The sequence below is a fragment of the Siphonobacter sp. SORGH_AS_1065 genome (assembly GCF_030818595.1).
Classification (GTDB): Bacteria; Bacteroidota; Bacteroidia; order Cytophagales; family Spirosomataceae; genus Siphonobacter.
Genome location: NZ_JAUTAM010000004.1, coordinates 2,045,290 through 2,062,565 on the forward strand (window position 1 = coordinate 2,045,290; position 17,276 = coordinate 2,062,565).

General features: G+C 43.4%; 14 protein-coding genes and 2 tRNA genes. 9 read left to right on the forward strand and 7 right to left on the reverse strand.

Translation table 11 applies throughout. The annotated features are described in order from the left end of the window. Nucleotides 1-28 precede the first annotated feature (28 nt). The 3 genes from QE390_RS09195 to bla all read left to right on the forward strand — a co-directional run bounded on the left by QE390_RS09195 (nucleotide 29) and on the right by bla (nucleotide 1,143). Nucleotides 29-101 (forward strand) — tRNA-Gly (locus QE390_RS09195). A 39-nt stretch (nucleotides 102-140) separates the two neighbouring features. Next, nucleotides 141-225: transfer RNA gene (locus QE390_RS09200), tRNA-Leu, on the forward strand. A gap of 168 nt (nucleotides 226-393) precedes the next feature. After that, entirely contained in the window at nucleotides 394-1,143 is a 750-nt protein-coding gene (gene bla, locus QE390_RS09205; protein WP_307141932.1) for a subclass B1 metallo-beta-lactamase, read from the forward strand. Nucleotides 1,144-1,214: 71 nt separating this feature from the next. On the opposite strand, the gene QE390_RS09210 is transcribed toward bla, so the two are convergent. The 3 genes from QE390_RS09210 to QE390_RS09220 are packed head-to-tail and all read right to left on the reverse strand — an operon-like array spanning nucleotide 1,215 to nucleotide 4,440. Continuing rightward, nucleotides 1,215-1,772 carry a biliverdin-producing heme oxygenase gene (locus QE390_RS09210; RefSeq protein ID WP_307141933.1) on the reverse strand — a complete coding sequence of 186 codons (558 nt, stop codon included), beginning with the start codon at nucleotides 1,770-1,772 and terminating at the stop codon, nucleotides 1,215-1,217. Between the two features lie 6 nt (nucleotides 1,773-1,778). Further along, a complete protein-coding gene (locus QE390_RS09215) occupies nucleotides 1,779-2,201 on the reverse strand; it encodes a response regulator (protein WP_106636679.1) in 423 nt (140 codons plus the stop codon). A 13-nt stretch (nucleotides 2,202-2,214) separates the two neighbouring features. Then, entirely contained in the window at nucleotides 2,215-4,440 is a 2,226-nt protein-coding gene (locus QE390_RS09220; RefSeq protein ID WP_307141934.1) for an ATP-binding protein, read from the reverse strand. A 318-nt stretch (nucleotides 4,441-4,758) separates the two neighbouring features. Between QE390_RS09220 and QE390_RS09225 the strand changes: the two genes are divergently transcribed. From QE390_RS09225 to QE390_RS09240, 4 genes are all read left to right on the forward strand, one after another. Continuing rightward, complete coding sequence (locus QE390_RS09225; RefSeq protein ID WP_307141935.1) at nucleotides 4,759-5,763, forward strand: ATP-binding protein; 1,005 nt, start codon at nucleotides 4,759-4,761, stop codon at nucleotides 5,761-5,763. 108 nt (nucleotides 5,764-5,871) lie between these two features. Beyond that, the gene (locus tag QE390_RS09230) at nucleotides 5,872-6,390 is read left to right on the forward strand and encodes an HNH endonuclease (RefSeq protein WP_307141936.1); all 519 of its coding nucleotides are present in this window, start codon (nucleotides 5,872-5,874) and stop codon (nucleotides 6,388-6,390) included. Nucleotides 6,391-6,553: 163 nt separating this feature from the next. After that, nucleotides 6,554-7,579 carry a Holliday junction branch migration DNA helicase RuvB gene (gene ruvB, locus QE390_RS09235; RefSeq protein ID WP_307141937.1) on the forward strand — a complete coding sequence of 342 codons (1,026 nt, stop codon included), beginning with the start codon at nucleotides 6,554-6,556 and terminating at the stop codon, nucleotides 7,577-7,579. Between the two features lie 219 nt (nucleotides 7,580-7,798). Beyond that, the gene (locus QE390_RS09240) at nucleotides 7,799-7,957 is read left to right on the forward strand and encodes a hypothetical protein (protein ID WP_198555235.1); all 159 of its coding nucleotides are present in this window, start codon (nucleotides 7,799-7,801) and stop codon (nucleotides 7,955-7,957) included. An 85-nt stretch (nucleotides 7,958-8,042) separates the two neighbouring features. Here QE390_RS09240 and QE390_RS09245 read toward each other — a convergent pair whose 3' ends face one another. Continuing rightward, nucleotides 8,043-8,825, reverse strand: coding sequence for an alpha/beta fold hydrolase (locus tag QE390_RS09245; RefSeq protein ID WP_307141938.1), 783 nt, complete (start codon nucleotides 8,823-8,825; stop codon nucleotides 8,043-8,045). 835 nt (nucleotides 8,826-9,660) lie between these two features. Between QE390_RS09245 and QE390_RS09250 the strand changes: the two genes are divergently transcribed. Next, nucleotides 9,661-10,953 (forward strand): PepSY domain-containing protein, encoded by a 1,293-nt coding sequence (locus QE390_RS09250; protein WP_307141939.1) that lies wholly within the window; start codon nucleotides 9,661-9,663, stop codon nucleotides 10,951-10,953. A 74-nt stretch (nucleotides 10,954-11,027) separates the two neighbouring features. On the opposite strand, the gene prfB is transcribed toward QE390_RS09250, so the two are convergent. After that, a protein-coding gene (prfB, locus tag QE390_RS09255) for a peptide chain release factor 2 (RefSeq protein ID WP_157830337.1) occupies nucleotides 11,028-12,120 on the reverse strand; the annotation gives its coding sequence in 2 pieces (ribosomal slippage) (nucleotides 11,028-12,059 and nucleotides 12,061-12,120; 1,092 coding nt in all). Nucleotides 12,121-12,248: 128 nt separating this feature from the next. After that, nucleotides 12,249-14,372: a peptidylprolyl isomerase gene (locus tag QE390_RS09260; RefSeq protein WP_106636689.1), complete on the reverse strand. Its 2,124-nt coding sequence runs from the start codon at nucleotides 14,370-14,372 to the stop codon at nucleotides 12,249-12,251. 320 nt (nucleotides 14,373-14,692) lie between these two features. Between QE390_RS09260 and QE390_RS09265 the strand changes: the two genes are divergently transcribed. After that, nucleotides 14,693-15,703: an NAD(P)H-dependent glycerol-3-phosphate dehydrogenase gene (locus tag QE390_RS09265; RefSeq protein WP_307141940.1), complete on the forward strand. Its 1,011-nt coding sequence runs from the start codon at nucleotides 14,693-14,695 to the stop codon at nucleotides 15,701-15,703. Nucleotides 15,704-15,746: 43 nt separating this feature from the next. Here QE390_RS09265 and QE390_RS09270 read toward each other — a convergent pair whose 3' ends face one another. Continuing rightward, nucleotides 15,747-17,219: a hypothetical protein gene (locus tag QE390_RS09270; RefSeq protein WP_307141941.1), complete on the reverse strand. Its 1,473-nt coding sequence runs from the start codon at nucleotides 17,217-17,219 to the stop codon at nucleotides 15,747-15,749. Nucleotides 17,220-17,276: the final 57 nt, after the last annotated feature.

Genomic DNA, 17,276 nt, shown 5'->3' on the forward strand with positions numbered 1-17,276 from the left:
ACGGGTAACACAGTAAAAATAATAACAAGCGAAAGTAGCTCAGCTGGTAGAGCGCGACCTTGCCAAGGTCGAGGTCGCGGGTTCGAACCCCGTCTTTCGCTCAGCATAAAGGCTCCGCAGGTCGGAGCTTTTTTTGTGAGGCCCGGGTGGTGGAATGGTAGACACGAAGGACTTAAAATCCTTTGGGCAGTGATGCCTGTACGAGTTCGAGTCTCGTCCCGGGTACAAAAGCCTGATAAGCAATCGCTTGTCAGGCTTTTTCTTTATATATCCTTTTGGTTTGAAAGAGGTCTGATCATCGGGTTTCATTCTCTATCCTGCTTTTTCGTGAGCTTCGTTTTTGAAAGAGATGTATTAACTTTCCTTCTCAATACAAATCTTTACCTAATACTCATGCGTATTCTGATTATTCTTGCTCTTTCCGCTTTCTCGTTGGGAATAACGCAAGGCCAGACTATCAAAAAGCCGCCTCTAGAAGTGAGTCAGCTTCAGAAAGATGTCTATGTTCACGTTACTTATGGCATCTATCAGAATCAGGCGATTCCTTCCAATGGACTGATCGTAAACACAAAAGAGGGTGTCGTATTAATCGATACTGGCTGGGATACGAAAGCAGATACCGATAATACCCGACAAATTCTGCACTGGGTTGACCAGCATTTGCATCAGCCTGTAAAGCTCTGCATCGTGACGCACTCGCATGACGATCGGGTAGGGGGCATAAGCGAATTAAAGAAAGCGGGCGTTCGTGTTATTAGCACGCCCCTGACGGCTCAGAAATCAATCAAAGAAGGTTATGAGTCACCTGAGGCCATTTTGCCGTCTGATACGAGCTTTACCATCGGAAAAGTACCTTTCCGGTGTTATTTTCCCGGAGAAGGCCATACCAGCGACAACATAGTGGTTTGGTTACCCAGCTATAAAATTCTGCACGGAGGATGTCTGGTGAAAAGCGTAGCCACTTTCGGCATGGGTAACATCGCGGATGCGAACCTGAAAGAATGGGGAAAGTCGATGAAACGACTGATGCAAGCATTTGGCTCTCCCAGGTGGGTCATTCCAGGACATGATACCTGGGGAGACCATAAAGCCCTGGAGCATACGTTCCATTTGGTGGAAAAATTCAGTGCTTCCAAGCCTTAAACAGGCATTCATGCACACAAAAAAGAGGCTGTTTCATTAGGGTGAAACAGCCTCTTTTTATACAGCTTTATTTAAGCTACTGCCTTGAAAATAGCCTGATAAGCTTTAAATGCTTTCTTCGCTCCTTCTACAATGGCAGGCTCATGTCCTGCTGCATTTGTTATCAGATAGGTACCAAAAGACTTCCAGCGTTCGCCTGTATTTTTACCGTATCCATTATAAAACTTTGATTCTCCGGCATATGTCCCTAATTCAGGATGAGCCTGTAACCAGCGTTTAATGACTTGTCCACCTAGCATGGAGCCTTCCGCTACGTAAGCGGCCCCCAGTAATTCTGATGTATTCCATCCTTCGAAAACGGTGCTAGGAGCGGTCTTGGGAGATGCTTGTATGGCCGTTAAATCGGCTTCAATCCAGGCGGCTTTCCGGCGTTCTTCCAGTGGATAGTTATCAATTGTACTTAAGGCAACTTCTAGAGCTTTATGAAAGGCCAGATGAGCCTGTAATAAATGCTTATATTGATCGGTAGTTAAAGTTCCGCCTTTCAAAGCATCGGTATAAAACAATTGTTCGGTTTGTTCATGTAACTCCCGAGTCTGTTCTTTAAGCTGACTTAAAATTTCTCCCATGAATAATTATTGATTGGCTTTTTGAGCGAGCCAGAAATCCAGAGCCCGTTGCAACATATCGCTTACCTCGCGGTAACCTCCGGGTTTCACCAGATAGGCATTCGCCCCCAGATCGAAAGCTTCCCGCATATCCTTAGGGTTGTCTGAAGTACTGTAAACGACGATCGGCAGATAACGTCCTTTGGCATTGGAACGAATCTGCTGTAAAACTTCAAAACCGTTATTACCAGGTAGATTTAGGTCAAGTAATAACATTTTAGGAAGAATAGCTTCCTCTGTTTGGTAGTTACCCCGGCTCAACACGTAATCAACGGCTTCATTACCGGTCGTAATAACTTTATAAGTAGGAGGCTGATTTATTTTTCCAATAACCCGTTTGAAGATGTCAACATCATCTGGGTTGTCTTCTACATACAATACATCAATCATACCTGTATTAAGTTTAGGCTAGGGGAAATGAAACATAAAAGGTAGTCTCACGGCCCGGCTCACTAAAGAACCATACTTTACCATGATGCCTTTGCATGATCCGTTTAACGATGGCCAGCCCTACGCCATGCCCTTCATATTCCTTTGCATTATCTAACCGTTTAAATAAATCAAAAACCTTACCACTTTGATTCATATCAATACCAATGCCATTATCCGTGACGGAATAAATAACCTCCTCGTTCGTTTGAATGCCCTTAACAGTAACGCAAGGATGTTCGGCCGTTTGAGAATACTTAATGGCATTAGTCAATAAATTGGTGAAAACCTGCATAATCATGGTTTTATCGCCCTTGATCGGTGGGGTCTCTCCAATGTCAATGGTTAGTAATTCATTTTTGTTAGTAACTAACAGTTCTTCCCTTAAGTTATATAATAAATCTTTCATAGGAAGAGGCTCCGCCGACATTTCCGTGCGACCACTACGAGCATAATGTAAAATTTCCCGGATGAGATCACTCATCTTATTACTGGCAGAAACAATTTTCTCAAAAAGGGGAATTGTTTCCTCATCGAGCCGATCACCATAATCCATCAGAAATACTTCTGAATAGGTCTTGATCGAAGCCAGCGGCGTCCGTAAGTCGTGCGAAACAGTATAACTGAACGTGTCTAGCTCTTCGTAAGCTAACTTTAACTGCTCATTTAAAATGCGAATCTGATTGGCTTTTTGAGTAACAATCTGAAGAATATCCTCTCGAATTTTCAAGGCCGTATTGATTTCAGCCTGCTTCCATGATTCGGAGGTATTTCTAACCAATTGCGTCCATTTCGCGAAACTCTTCCGTGGGCTCAGGCGGTTTCTTCCAGCTTCGTCCGTCCATACCTGTTTATCATCTGGATTTCCCCCCCAAGCCACTTGTTGCATAACCTCCGGCTTAAACCAGATTAGGTATTCTTCCAACTGCCGTGAAATCACAATAGCCATCATGCCCGATGCGTCGTCGCGGTAGTCGATGGCGGGGCCGAAAACTTTGGAAAACTGATGGGTGTGAAAGATGGTATCTACCTTATTATTTTTTAGCCAATCAGCTATTTTTAAAATCTGGCTTTCAGACGGCGTTTTTCCAACGGTATGTACCTTCCCTTCAAAGAGCAAAGCCGCTCCAGAGGCTAGCGATATATCCAGAACTGTAGTGGCCTTTTGGGTTAAGCCCTGAACGACATTCCAGTCGCGTTGCATTTGCTCGAAAAGTATCTGTTCATTCCGCCAGAGGCGATTAACCATGCTTAGGTCTTCCTCATCCTTGCGGAATTCCAAGGCCGCTGAAAGAAGCTGACTAATCATTTTCCCAGACATTCGGGAGTTATAGTCAACCAGACGTGGATCATCGTAATGATGGCAGGAAATCAGCCCCCAGAGTTCCCCTTTGTATAAAAGCGAGAAACTCATGCTGGAGCGAACGCCCATATTTTTCAGATACTCAATATGAACGGGAGAAACGGCCCGCAGAATAGACTGACTCAGGTCCAGAGGCTGCCGGGTTTCCATATTCATGCCCGGATAAATGGCAACCGAGCGAGCTTGGGAATCAATGATCGTACGAACAAAGTTCGTTTTATATAACTCACGTGCCTGTTTAGGAATGTCAGAGGCAGGATAATGCAGGCCCAGAAAAGTTTCCAGATGGTCTTCTTTGGCCTCCGCCGCTACTTCGCCGTTCCAATCTTCGTCGAAACGGTAAATCATGACCCGGTCATACTGCGTGATAGCCTTCATTTCCACCACTACCCGCTCCAGTAGCTCCTGAATGCTTTTGCTTTGCTGCATACTGGACATGACCCGGCTGACCAAAACCTGCAAAGTACCTGGAAAAAGAACCTCATTTTTGGGTTCAAATTCCAGCATATATAAATCATCCATGAGATGAATAACCAGGTAATATTCCCGGCCATCAATATGGACGTTAAAGGGCGTCATGCCTTCAAAAGAGCCCTGCTTTTGGGCAATCTGAATTAACTGAACCAGCTCTCCTCCTTTTAATTCCTTCATTGAAAGCGATTGGAGCGGCTGGTTAATAATATTTTCGGCTGTACTGGCGAGTAATTCTTCTAAGTTAGTACTGAGCTGACGAACTCGAAAAGAGGCATCAACGGCTAATAAATAACCATGAGCCTGAATATGTCCCAAATGCCGGATGGGTTCGTGTTCGCAAGCCTGAATATCTATATTTTGCATATCTTTGGGATACTGTTCAATCAGTGCTGGCCAGTATTAAAGCCAGGATAAATTAAAAGCCGGGAGAAAGTTCATACTTAACACCAGACAAAAGCATGGAGTTTTAAAATTACGATTTTATTTCAGGACAGACGAGGAAATTAAACCGGATCCAAAAGATTGAATCTTAATTTGTTGGCTCATAAAATAGAGGTTTAAGTAATTATCATCTGATAAAACACTTGACTACTTATGCTGGTTAGGTAATTAATCGGGTAGGTTGGATTCCTTAGTATTGTGCTGGAAACTGCCCCCATTTGATTAGGAATTAATTAAGGTATGAATCACTCAGATACGAAGGAGACCGCTGGCTTCATCACTGTATCTTCTTCCGGAATGATCTTAGATTTCAGTTATCATCTGCTACAGATAACCGGGCTTTCAGCTATTCATATTCTTGACCAACCCTTAGATCTTTTTCTGCTACAAACAACCTGGGAACGCTTACAGGCCCAACCTACGGGAACATTGACTTTGTTAAACCCGGAAATGACATGGATTGAGTTTCATTACCAGATTCATGAAACCCGGTTGGCTAATCAGAAGACCTTTCAGATTACTCTAAAGCCCAAAGATGAAGAGCGGCAACCTGCTTCGTTTACTTCGTTGGATAACGACTGGTTATTAATGAATAAAATCTTTGCTCACGACCTGCGAGAGCCTCTGCGTAAGATTTTACTCTATATAGATATGATTCGGGGGAATACCCAAAATCAGATTACTGCCGAAAGCCGAATGTTACTTCAGGTAACTAACGATCAAAGCTACCAGGCTCTGCAATTGCTGGATTCCATTCGCCAATACACGTCTTTTGCAACCAATGAAAAACGGACGTTGAAATCTATAGATCTCAACGAAATGGTAGAAAAAAGCTGGCTACGTGTAAGTGATGAAAACGGACTTAACACAACGGTATTGGAGAAAACCCAGTTACCCGTTATTAAGGGGCAGCGAACGATGATTCAGACCCTTTTCTATCAACTTTTTGATAATTCCGCCAAATTCGCACACCCCAGTCGGCCTTTGCAAATCAGAATTGAAGCCGAATTACATTCCCAATCTGTTGAAATTCGAATTCTGGATAATGGTATCGGTTTTGATGACCGATACAAGGAAGATATTTTCCGGTTATTCAATCAGCTCAACCGCAATTCGCCGGGTTACGGAGCGGGTTTAGCCTTCTGTAAAAAGATTGTAGAAAGTCATCGGGGAAAAATAGTCGCCCATTCCATCCCGCAAAAAGGAACGGTGTTGACGATAACCCTCCCCCTTCATTCCCGTTGAAAGCCAGCGGAAAAGCTTTTCTTTACCCATATATTATTTTTCTGTGTCCGCTCCGTTATTGTAAAGTAAAAACGTTAACTTGCTTAGCGTCAAAACTCTCGCAATACCATGGGCAGAAAAGTATTAGTGCTGAATCAGGATTACTCAGCCTTGACGATATGCTCGGTCGCCAAAGCTTTTTTACTAGTTTACCTTAAAAAGGCCGATTTGATTTCAGAGTCTCAAACGGAAAACCTTCGGAGCATTTCTCAATCTTTTCCCTTGCCGACGGTTATTCGCCTGCACAAGTACGTATACTTGCCTTATCGGGGAGTGATGTTAACGCGTCAGAATATTTTTAGACGCGATGGCCATCAGTGTCAATACTGTGGAACGTCGGATGATTTGACGCTGGACCACGTATTACCTAAATCGAGAAGCGGTAAATCCAGTTGGGACAACCTTACTACGGCCTGCAAACGCTGTAACTCCCGCAAAGGTGATTTCACCCCTGAGGAAGCCGGAATGGTGCTGCGGCAGCGACCTTATAAGCCTTCATTTATTATGTTCATCCGGGACTTTTCGGGTATTAACGATGAAAGCTGGTTACCCTTTCTAACTCGAAAAGAGAAGAAATTTGTCAATTAAGCTACGAAAGCTTGAGCCGAGTGCATGTAAACAGTGGCCTACTGATTTTCTTCGAAATCCTGCGGATAATTCAGGGTCATTTTTGACATTCCATCCGGGAATTGGCTTTTGCCGCACAGAATCTGCTAAATTTGACTAGTAGATATTAAACTGTGACTGAAGCATGCGGGAAGATTATTTGAAAGGGGACAGAGAAACCCTATCGAAAGATGATCGGGAAGTAGAAAGAGCCCTTCGGCCTTTAAGTTTTGGCGATTTTACGGGCCAGGATAAGATTCTTGAAAACCTGAAAATATTCGTTTCGGCGGCAAAAATGCGGGAAGAAGCCCTGGACCATGTGTTGTTACACGGCCCTCCGGGTTTGGGAAAAACGACCTTATCCAACATTATTGCGAATGAACTCGGGGCGGGTATTAAAATTACGTCAGGGCCCGTGTTGGATAAACCGAGTGATCTGGCGGGTTTGCTGACCAACCTGCAACCGCACGATGTTCTTTTTATTGACGAAATTCACCGACTGAATCCCATCGTGGAGGAATACCTGTATTCTGCGATGGAAGATTATAAAATCGATATTCTGCTGGATTCAGGGCCGAATGCTCGAAGTGTACAAATTGGACTGAATCCCTTTACGCTGATTGGAGCAACTACGCGGGCGGGCTTATTAACCTCACCTTTGCGAGCTCGTTTTGGAATTAATGCCCGACTTGAATATTATGATGCGAAGTTACTAACGTCCATTATCAAGCGTTCCTGTAGTATTCTTAACATGCCAGTGGAAGAACAGGCAGCCTTTGAAATTGCCCGGCGGAGTCGCGGAACACCACGGATTGCTAATAACCTCCTGCGACGCACGCGGGATTTTGCTCAGGTAAAAGGCGGCGGGCGTATCACCGTTGACATCGCTGAAATGGCCCTGGCGGCTCTGGATGTCGATCATAATGGTCTGGACGATATGGATAATCGTATCTTGAGCACCATCATCGAGAAATTCAAAGGGGGACCTGTGGGTTTATCTACCATTGCCACGGCCGTAGGAGAAGAGGCAGAAACGATTGAAGAGGTATATGAGCCTTTTCTGATTCAGGAAGGTTATCTCAAGCGTACCTCCCGAGGTAGAGAAGCGACGGAAAAGGCGTATAGTCATTTGGGGATTTTGCCAAAATACCGGACAGGGGAGCTTTTTTAAAGTTCAATGGCTCATTTTACTAGATTTTATGAGAATATTTTATTGAATTATGGCAAGAATTTTTTGTTTTATTCGATAATTTATTAATTTTGAATTCATAGTTAAGAAAGAAAGTAAGCAAGAAGCACCATTCAGTATATTTATACTCGACTGGAACAATGATTACTTTTTAGCGGAATTACTGGAGTTGAATAATGCACCACCTAAATCCCTAGTGAAATGAAAAATTTGAACCATTATCGGCTCTTGCAGTGGATCATTTTTTCACCGATTCTGATTCCAATCTGTATCCTGACGGGAGCATGGGAAGGAATTCAGCATACGTTTGGAAAAGTAATCCAGCAAATCAAGACAGACGTGACAACAGATGTTGCCTAACTTGTCTTCCTCTTCCGATTGATATCAACCTTAATTGATAAACATATTTTCTTAAAAAGCTCTGGATCAACATCCAGGGCTTTTTTTATGGGTTCTGTTGAGCTAGAAATTCTGCTGTTTTTTCGATCATGTGATTATGACCCGAGTTGAGAATGAATCGCTGGGCTGTGGGAATCTTAGTGGTAAGGGGTAGAACAGAATCGGGAGGCATCATCCGGTCAAATTCACCCATATAAAATTGAATGGGTAAAGCATGCCGATTAAAAAGGGTGATGAGGGAGGGCAACGAAAAATGGAAATGCCGAAACGAAACCCAGGATAAAAAAATCCGCTTCCGTTTCTCAGGAGAATCCAGCATCCAGTGTACAAAACGGGACATGCTCGGATGAATGATTTTCATACGTTCGCCAACGCCCGTCCATTTCATGACCAGAGAAGGGTTGAACGTAACGTATTTGAAAATTCGCCGGGTCAATCGATTTCGAACGGCGAAGGTATAGTAAGGATTCTTTAGAATGCCGTCGGGAGCCAGCAGGTATAGCTTGTTAACCTGATCAGGCAGCATTTCAACCGTAGTCAGGGCAAATCGCCCACCCATGCTGAAACCCACTACGCTAAAGCGGACAATGCCTTCTTTTTTCAGAAAGTCCGAAATTTGCTGTTTCCATTGAGTTTTATCGAGCGTAATCGGATGAACCTGCCGTTTGGTATTCATGCCGTGAAAAGGTAAATCGAAGGCGTAAATCGTATATCGGTCTCCCAAAAGCTTCACCCAAGGTTCGTAAGCGGTATGATCCTGCCCAATGCCATGAAAAGCCAGCAAAGGTTCCGGGCCATTTCCTGACTTGGTATATGTTACTAACTGCATACAAATAAAGTCGCGATGATTATAATGGCTTAAAAAAGAGCCTATTAAAGATATATTTTCTACACTACTCTTTGATCAGCTATTGCAAATGCCAAGTAATGATGACAACAAAGTCTAAGTTTCCCTCCTGGCATTACCCGTACTATTTTACTAATGCTAATGAATGATGGCCATAAGGCTTGCATGGATCTACCCTATACAAATTTAGTGATCTACATCTTTAGAAGAGAAGCCTAATACTTCATTGAGGATTATTTTCAGAGCAGCTAACACAACAATATGCAGTAGTATTACAGAAGAAGAGGCTACTTCTTATACGCAAAGTATAACATAGGTATAAGCTCAAGCCTTGGATGTAAGTATTCTAATTCGATAAAAAGATGGGCCGAAAGTAACACTGCTAATGTTTTTTCTACCTATAGGCTACAGGTTCTGATGGGTAAGATATGCTATATGATGCCATTATTCGGTGGGACGATAAGATCTTATATTGGGATGAAGAGGCAATTCCAGGGAATCCTAATCCTCCTTTTAACGAGCATTGGGCAAGATCAAAAGAATTTTCCACTGGTAAAGCAATTATTACTATAGAGCCCATGCAAAGGAGATAAATTCTAATGGCTATTTCCAGCTAAGGCATTCTAGAAAATAGATAGTCGATGTTTTACGACCAGCATTTTTGTAGAATGCCTTAGCTTATTTTTATTTATACTAAATAGATATAAATTTTATATACTACCTTTGGAGTCATACCTCTAGAGAGTCGCTTACTAGATTCTTAATGCGTACTTCCACAAAGTATAGTTTTCTCATAACTAATTAGTCAAATCTAGCCATGACTTTTAAGAAAGCCATCGGACAAGTTCACCTCTGGCTCGGCCTGGCCTCGGGAATTATTGTATTTATTGTCAGTATTACGGGTTGTATTTACGTCTTCCAGGAAGAAATCCGTGATATGACCGAAAGCTGGCGTTTTGTTGAAGAGCAACCTAAATCCTATCTGGTTCCTTCACAATTAATAGCCATTGCTGAGAAGAAATTAGAAGGGAAGAAAGCTACTTCGCTAACCTATACAAAGCCGAACGAAGCAGCCGTTGTGGGTCAGTTTGATCGCAAAAAACGCGGTAGCAAATTCACTTCAGTATATATAAATCCTTATACAGGCGAGGTGCTGAAGGTAAAATCCATTGCTCGTGGGGGAAACGATGGAGACTTTGACTTTTTCCGTTTTATACTCAATGGCCACCGGGCCTTATGGATGCCTTATGACATTGGCCGGCCCGTTGTTGGTGTCGCTGTCCTGATTTTTGTTATCCTTTTAATTAGTGGAATGATTCTCTGGTGGCCTAAAAAGTGGAATAAGGCCAATCGGGATAAAAGCTTCAAGGTCAAATGGGATGGAACCTTCAAAAGGATGAATTATGATTTACATAATGTTTGGGGATTTTACAGTACCTTTTTCCTACTCATTATTTCCTTAACGGGTCTGGTATACAGTTTCCAGTGGTTTAGTAAGGGGTTATATTGGGTAACTACAGGTGGTCGCAATTTGTCGTTTGAACGGAATACAGCCCTGTCTGATACAACCCAAAACCTTCCGGTTACTATTACTAGTGTTGATAAAGTATGGCTGAATCTGACGGATCAGGGAAAAGCACAGAAGGCCATGTTTGTGAACCTGCCGCAAACGCCCAAGGATGCCATTAGTGTCACGGTATATCTTAAGCCGGGGACTTATTATAAAACGGATGTTTATACGTACGATCAATTCACTCTCAAACCACTAAAGGCGACGGGACCTTTCAGTGGAAAATACGAAGATGCGGACGGTGGCGATAAACTCCGTCGGATGAATTATGATCTGCATGTGGGAGCTGTGATGGGCTTACCTACGAAGATCCTGGCTTTCCTAGCCAGTTTGATTTCAGCTAGTTTGCCCGTTACCGGATTCCTGATTTGGTGGGGGAGAAGAAAAAAAGGCGGCAAGAAGGAAGAAGGTAATAAGCCCGTTCAAAGAAGAACAGCGGTTGATTCTCCCCGTAGATCGGCTCCGGTAGTGCGTCGCAAGGTAGCTCAACCCCTGGCAGTTACGGATGAAGTAACGGTAATAAAACCAGAAGTAGAGTAAAAGAGTGTTCAAACAGGTAAAAAGTAAAAGGGACAAAGCCGTTTGGTTTTGTCCCTTTTTATGTTACTCCGAGCTTAGCTCTGCTCTTCGCTTACGTCCGACATTAAGTATGCTTTGATGAAATCATTGATTTCTCCGTCCAGCACCGCGTCAGTGTTTGAAGTCTGGTGATTCGTGCGGTGATCTTTCACGCGGCGATCATCAAGTACATAACTGCGAATCTGGCTACCCCACTCAATTTTTCGCTTGGTTGCGTCCAATTCAGCTTTAGCTGCCAGCCGTTTTTCCAGCTCCATTTGATAAAGTCGAGATTTCAGCAATCGCATCGCCACTTCCTTATTTTGAAGCTGGCTGCGTTCCTGCTGACACTCGATAATAATTCCCGAAGGTTTGTGTTTCAAACGTACAGCTGTTTCTACCTTATTCACGTTCTGGCCACCGGCTCCACCGCTTCGGAACGTATCCCAGTCAATATCGGCCGGGTTAATTTCAATCTCGATGGTATCATCCACCAAAGGATAGGCAAAGACTGAAGCAAAGGACGTATGACGACGGGCATTAGAGTCGAATGGAGAGATCCGAACTAGACGGTGCACGCCAATTTCTGCTTTCAGGTTACCGTAAGCATATTCACCCAAAATCTCAATCGTTGCTGATTTAACACCCGCGACATCGCCATCGGCCACGTTCACGACGTTAATCTTGAAGTTATTTTTTTGAGCCCACATGGTGTACATTCGCAACAGCATGTTCGCCCAATCCTGCGATTCAGTTCCGCCCGCTCCGGCATTAATTTCCAGCACGGCATCCATGTTATCGCCTTCATCCGACATCATTTTCCGGAACTCTACTTCAGCCAATTTAGCTTCCAGCTTGGCCGCTTCGGCATCTACATCAGCTTCTGAAGCTTCGCCTAACTCCTGAAATTCCATCATGGTTTCGGTATCGCCCAAAAGCTGATTGAGCTGATCGAAACCATCCGTCCAGAATTTTAGCCCACGAATTTCTCTGAGAATTTTTTCCGCCCGTTCCCGTTCATTCCAGAATTCAGGATCAAGCGTTTTTTGTTCTAATTCTTCTATCTGGTACTTTTTCCCATCGTAGTCAAAGATACCCCCTCAAGGCCTCTATGCTGGCCTTCAAGTCTTTCAACTTGTCTTGTGTCATAATGGATTGGATGCTGGGCCAGAGGCCTTTCATCGTTAGTGATTAGAGATACAAAAGTAAAGAGCAAGGCTCTAAAAAGCGAAAACCTGACCGAAGCCAGGTTTTCAGTGCTTTCGTCTCCGTAGAGATTAAAAATATTTAGCCCGGTAATCTTTCACATTCGCTTTCTCACGAACGGCTTCGTTTACGAAGTAACCTGAGCGTTGTAATTCCGTTTGCAGGGCGGTCTTTTTGTATTGGCTGTAATCAGCAATGGCAGGAGCATCCATTTTCTTCAAGGTTTCCATGATGAATACACCACTTTCACCTTTGAAGGGCTGCGATTTCTGACCAGCTTTCATCCCAAATGCTTTACCTAAGGCGGTAGGATCAGCACCTGCGGAGTTCAGTAAGCCGCTGTTCAGAGTCAGGTCATTTGCTGTTTCAACTAAAGCACCGGCACCGTACTTCTGAGCAATTTGCTCCAGACTACCTGCACCAGCTAAGCCGCTTAACTTTTTCAGAATTTCTTCGCCTTTCTTCTGATTACGAACTTTCGCAGTTAACTCATCGCGGAAGTCGTCTACTTTTACTTCGTCTTCAGAGGTTTTACCCGTCAGGGCAGCTACGATATAGGCATCGTTTACTTCAAAAACCTGAGAAACATCACCTACATCCGTTTTGTCTTCAAAAGCCCAACGAATCACAGGCTGAGCGTTTTGCATCATGTTCAGGTTTGTAGAACCTTCGGGAACACGGTTTGCTTTCAAAAGAACGATAGATTTATCTTTCTTGGCAGCGGCTTCCATTTGCTCCAGCGTTTTATTAGCGGCAGCAAATTCATCAGCTTTGCGATAAACCTCATCACGAGTAGCCTGGCTGGGTCCGAGTTGTTTCGAAACAGCGACTACGCGGTATTGAACGTTATTTTTAGGCTCTGTTACTTTAATGATGTGGAAACCGAAATCCGTTTCAACCAGATTTGGTAATAGGCCCGTGCCATTGTAAGCAAATACGGCGGTTTCGAAAGGCTTCACCATCGAACCGTTGTTCTGGAAGTAACCCAAGTCGCCTCCACGTTGAGCGGTACCGTCTGTGCCATACTGAGCGGCCATTGCTGAGAAATCAGCTCCGCCTTTCAATTCTTTCAGAATGTTCTCTGCACGAACGCGAGCCGAAGCTTTTGCCGAATCGGACTGATTGGTAGGACGAATCAGAATGTGGCTGGCCTTAACGGTATAAAGCGAGTCACGTTTCATACCTGTATACTTATAGATAGTATAGGTATTGTCGGTACGGAAAGGACCTGCAATCTGACCGGGGAAGAAGCCTTTTACCGCTTCTTTCAATTGATCGTCCATGTCACGCAGACTCCAGTACAGCGGATGCGGTACGTCAGAATTCATACGTGCAAACGAAGAATCGTTTGTAGCTTTAGCCAAATCTTTGGCTAATTGCGTTAATGTATTCTTAAGAGCAAGGCTATCGGCTTTCGAAGGAACAACTCCAAAAGCGACATAATCCAGACTACGAGTATTGGCACCCTTATACTCATCTTTGTGAGCGTTTAGGTAATCTTTCAATTCAGAATCCGTAACCTTGATGGTTGAATCCGCCATTGAGTAGAAAGGAACATACAAGTATTTCGCGTCAACTTTTGCCGTTTGTGCTTCGTAATCCTTCTTCGCTTCTGCTGTAGTTACGTAACTGGACATGCGGATCAGGTTCACGTAACGAGTCATCAGGTGTTGACGCTGAATGTCACGCACAAACGCCTGCCAGCCCAACTGCTGGATAGAACCCGCAGGTAATTGCTGAATTTGAGCACGCTGTTGTTTTACCCGATTGATATCGAAAATGCCCGTCTGAGGATCGGTGAAGCTCTGACGAACGGCGGGATCAATGTATTTACCAAAGAACATGTCCTGCTTTTCATCTTCTGAAAGCGTCAGTCCCAGGGCATCAAATTCTTTTTGATACGCATAATCAATTAACAGATCATTCCAAACCTTCTCGCGAAGCTGAGCGATCACCTGATCGTTCGCGGATTGACCGGACTGAGCTTCGTATTCCATACGAGCCTGGTCTAATTTTTTCTGGAAATCCTGGGCCAGAATGCTATTTCCGGCAATTTCACCTACTTTCTGAGTCTTCCCTCCAAAAAGTCCCCGTGATCCGAGGAGGTCACCGCCCACAATAAATAAGATGAGGGAGATGGCAATAATGGTAATTGCAATTCCTGAACGTTCTCTGATTTTGTTAACTAAAGCCATACGACCATTTTATTAGAACCGCAAAATAAGGGTTTTTTTCGATGATTCCCAAACGAATGCAAAGGCCTTTTGTTTGATATTTACATTGAAAAAAAGTTAGAAATTAAAAAGTATTCTACGTTTTTGTCCACCGAATGGGCGTGTTTTAAAGGAGATGCCGTATTTTCACCGACTTGAAATAGGAAACCTGTCGTGTAGTTAGCGTTGTATACTGAGCGTATGAAGCCTTGAAATTCGGGATTACTCCGTCTTTTCATGAGCTTAATTCTTTTGAATGACCCTCTTTAACGTCTGGCATTGAACATTTTTTGATAGCCGCATTGAACGAAGCAAATAAAAATACTACAACCATCACGGTTATTGGTGGAGGTAGCTGGGCAACGGCCATTATCCGCATTCTTTCAGAAAACGAAGTCAAGATTCGCTGGTGGTTGCGAAATCGGAAAGATGCCGAGCATATTCGTAAGTTTCACAGCAACCCCCGCTACTTGAGCGGCGTAGTGCTGCATCCCAAACGGGTGAAGCCCTTTACTCGTTTACACGAAGCTATGAAGGGAAGTCAGGTAGTGATTCTGGCGGTTCCTGCTGCATTTATTACAGAAGCCCTTGCCGAATTAAGGCCGGAAGATTTTGTGGGAAAGACAGTCGTATCCGCCATCAAGGGCATGGTTCCCGGAGAAAACTTGCTGGTAACGGATTGGCTGGAAAAAAACTACGGCGTTTCGCAGGATCAATTCTGTGTCATTGCGGGTCCCTGTCATGCCGAAGAAGTGGCTTTGGAGAAACAGTCATATCTGACCATTGCCTCGCCCGAAATCCAGCGGGCAACGGCCTTTGCCGATTTAATGACTTGTCGCTTTGTAAGTACCCAGCCCTTAACGGATTTATACGGAGTGGAATATTGTGCGGTAATGAAGAACATTATCGCTCTGGCCTGTGGCATTTGTCACGGAATTGGGTATGGCGATAACTTTCAGGCCGTACTGGTGTCAAATGCCATGCAGGAAATTAAGCGGTTTCTGGATGTAATCTATCCTTATTATCGGGATCTGATGGGCTCGGCGTATCTGGGGGATTTATTAGTAACGTCTTATTCGCAGTTCAGCCGAAACCGAACCTTTGGCAGCATGATTGGCCGGGGGTACAGTGTTACCTCCGCTCAAATGGAAATGAACATGGTTGCTGAAGGGTATTATGCTGTTAAATCCATTTACGAAATCAATCGGCAATATGAAGTTGATATGCCCATAGTGAATGCCGTTTATTCAATCTTATACGAACGCTCTTCACCAGTGATTGAAGTGGAGATATTGAAGAATTTGTTGAGGTAAATAAGCTAAAAGAGGAAGCCTTTGACTAGGCTTCCTCTTTTAGCTATTCTTTCTTAGTTTTTGAGATGTATTTAATCTTCATAAACTGCCCTGCTTCCACTTTATATTCTACCGTAGGCGTAATAGAAATTCTTTTAATAAGCCCTCGCCATCCTGAATTTCGAGACAAATCAACTTCATAGGTGTGATATTGTCCATCATTAATAAGATTAACATTCTGGGAATACGAGTCATGCTCTAATCCACTAGTTCTGGCTGTCTCCCAGAAGATATTCATTTTTGTTCCGCTACCTTTATAAGCAATTCTGAAGTATAACTTAGGAACATCCGTTGCTTTCCAGCTTACCAATGGTCCCCATATATTCGTAATATGTTTGTCCAAATTGATAGACCATTCTCCTTTGAAAGGAACACCTCCATCGTCAACGGGTTCGTAGAAAGTCCAGTGCTGACGATCAGTAGAGAAATCAAAGTCGGGTTGTATCAACTCATTTCGATGGTCATACGCGTATTTACGAACCTCATTGACATTACCTAAAATGATCGCCACTTTACTTTCATAACGGATGTTCTTATCAAGGACGGCCGTAGTGTTTCCTCCTGAAATAGAAGTATTGTAGTCAAATTCTCCACCATTTTTAGTTTTTCCTACAAATCTCGAAGCAAACATATGAGAGGTAGGAACAAATAAACCAACCCCTTGGCCATTATCTCCATGAAGGAAAGTCCAGGACTCTGGTGTATAGGCTTCGATAATTTTTACCCCATAAGAATCAGGAACGCCAACGGGTGGATTCATCAGATCAAATTCAGTGATTGCATCATTACTGAAAGGTTTGTCGCCCCAGTAAGTCTTGAACCCATTAAATTGAGGGGTATAGTAACCTACCTGTAGCTCCTGGCCTCGAGCAAGAGGAGTAAAAGAGTCAGTACGGTTATTTTGCAGAACATGGCGTAATTCTAGTACATTATCAGTCAGTTTTGCGTAAGTCTCTACGTAACATTCACAAGGCATATTGTTATAACCCCATTGCTTTGGAATTGCTTTAAAATAAAGTTCATTCCCATTTTGACGTTGTTCTACTACCTGCGAACCATTCCCATAAACATCGCCTGCCTGAATGGGATCCCAGCCAATAGCTGTCCAAGCGGGGTGAGGCACATTACCATTAGGAAGATAGCCGTCTACAGGAAAAGAATAGTAAGCATACTGCAACTGACGGCCTAAATCGTAATTGTTAATCAAATTAGGTCCATCTCCCGATAGATGCGTAATAGCTCCCCCATAAAGCATATTAAATCCAACTCTTAGTTTAGAGGAGGATAGATATACTATTGATGAAGGTCTGATGACTGGAGGATGAGGAACTCCTTCGCTACCACCACTTCCACCACTGATGTGACCCGAATTAGGTTTTTTAGAAGTGAGAAACTTAAAATCATCACAACTAGCTATGAAAAAGGGAAGAATCAAGATAATGGCAATTCGGGAAAAAGAATAAAATGAGTGTTTCATAAGCAACAAATTAGTGGGACTTATATCAAAATAAAGCATTATGTCAGCGAAAACTTA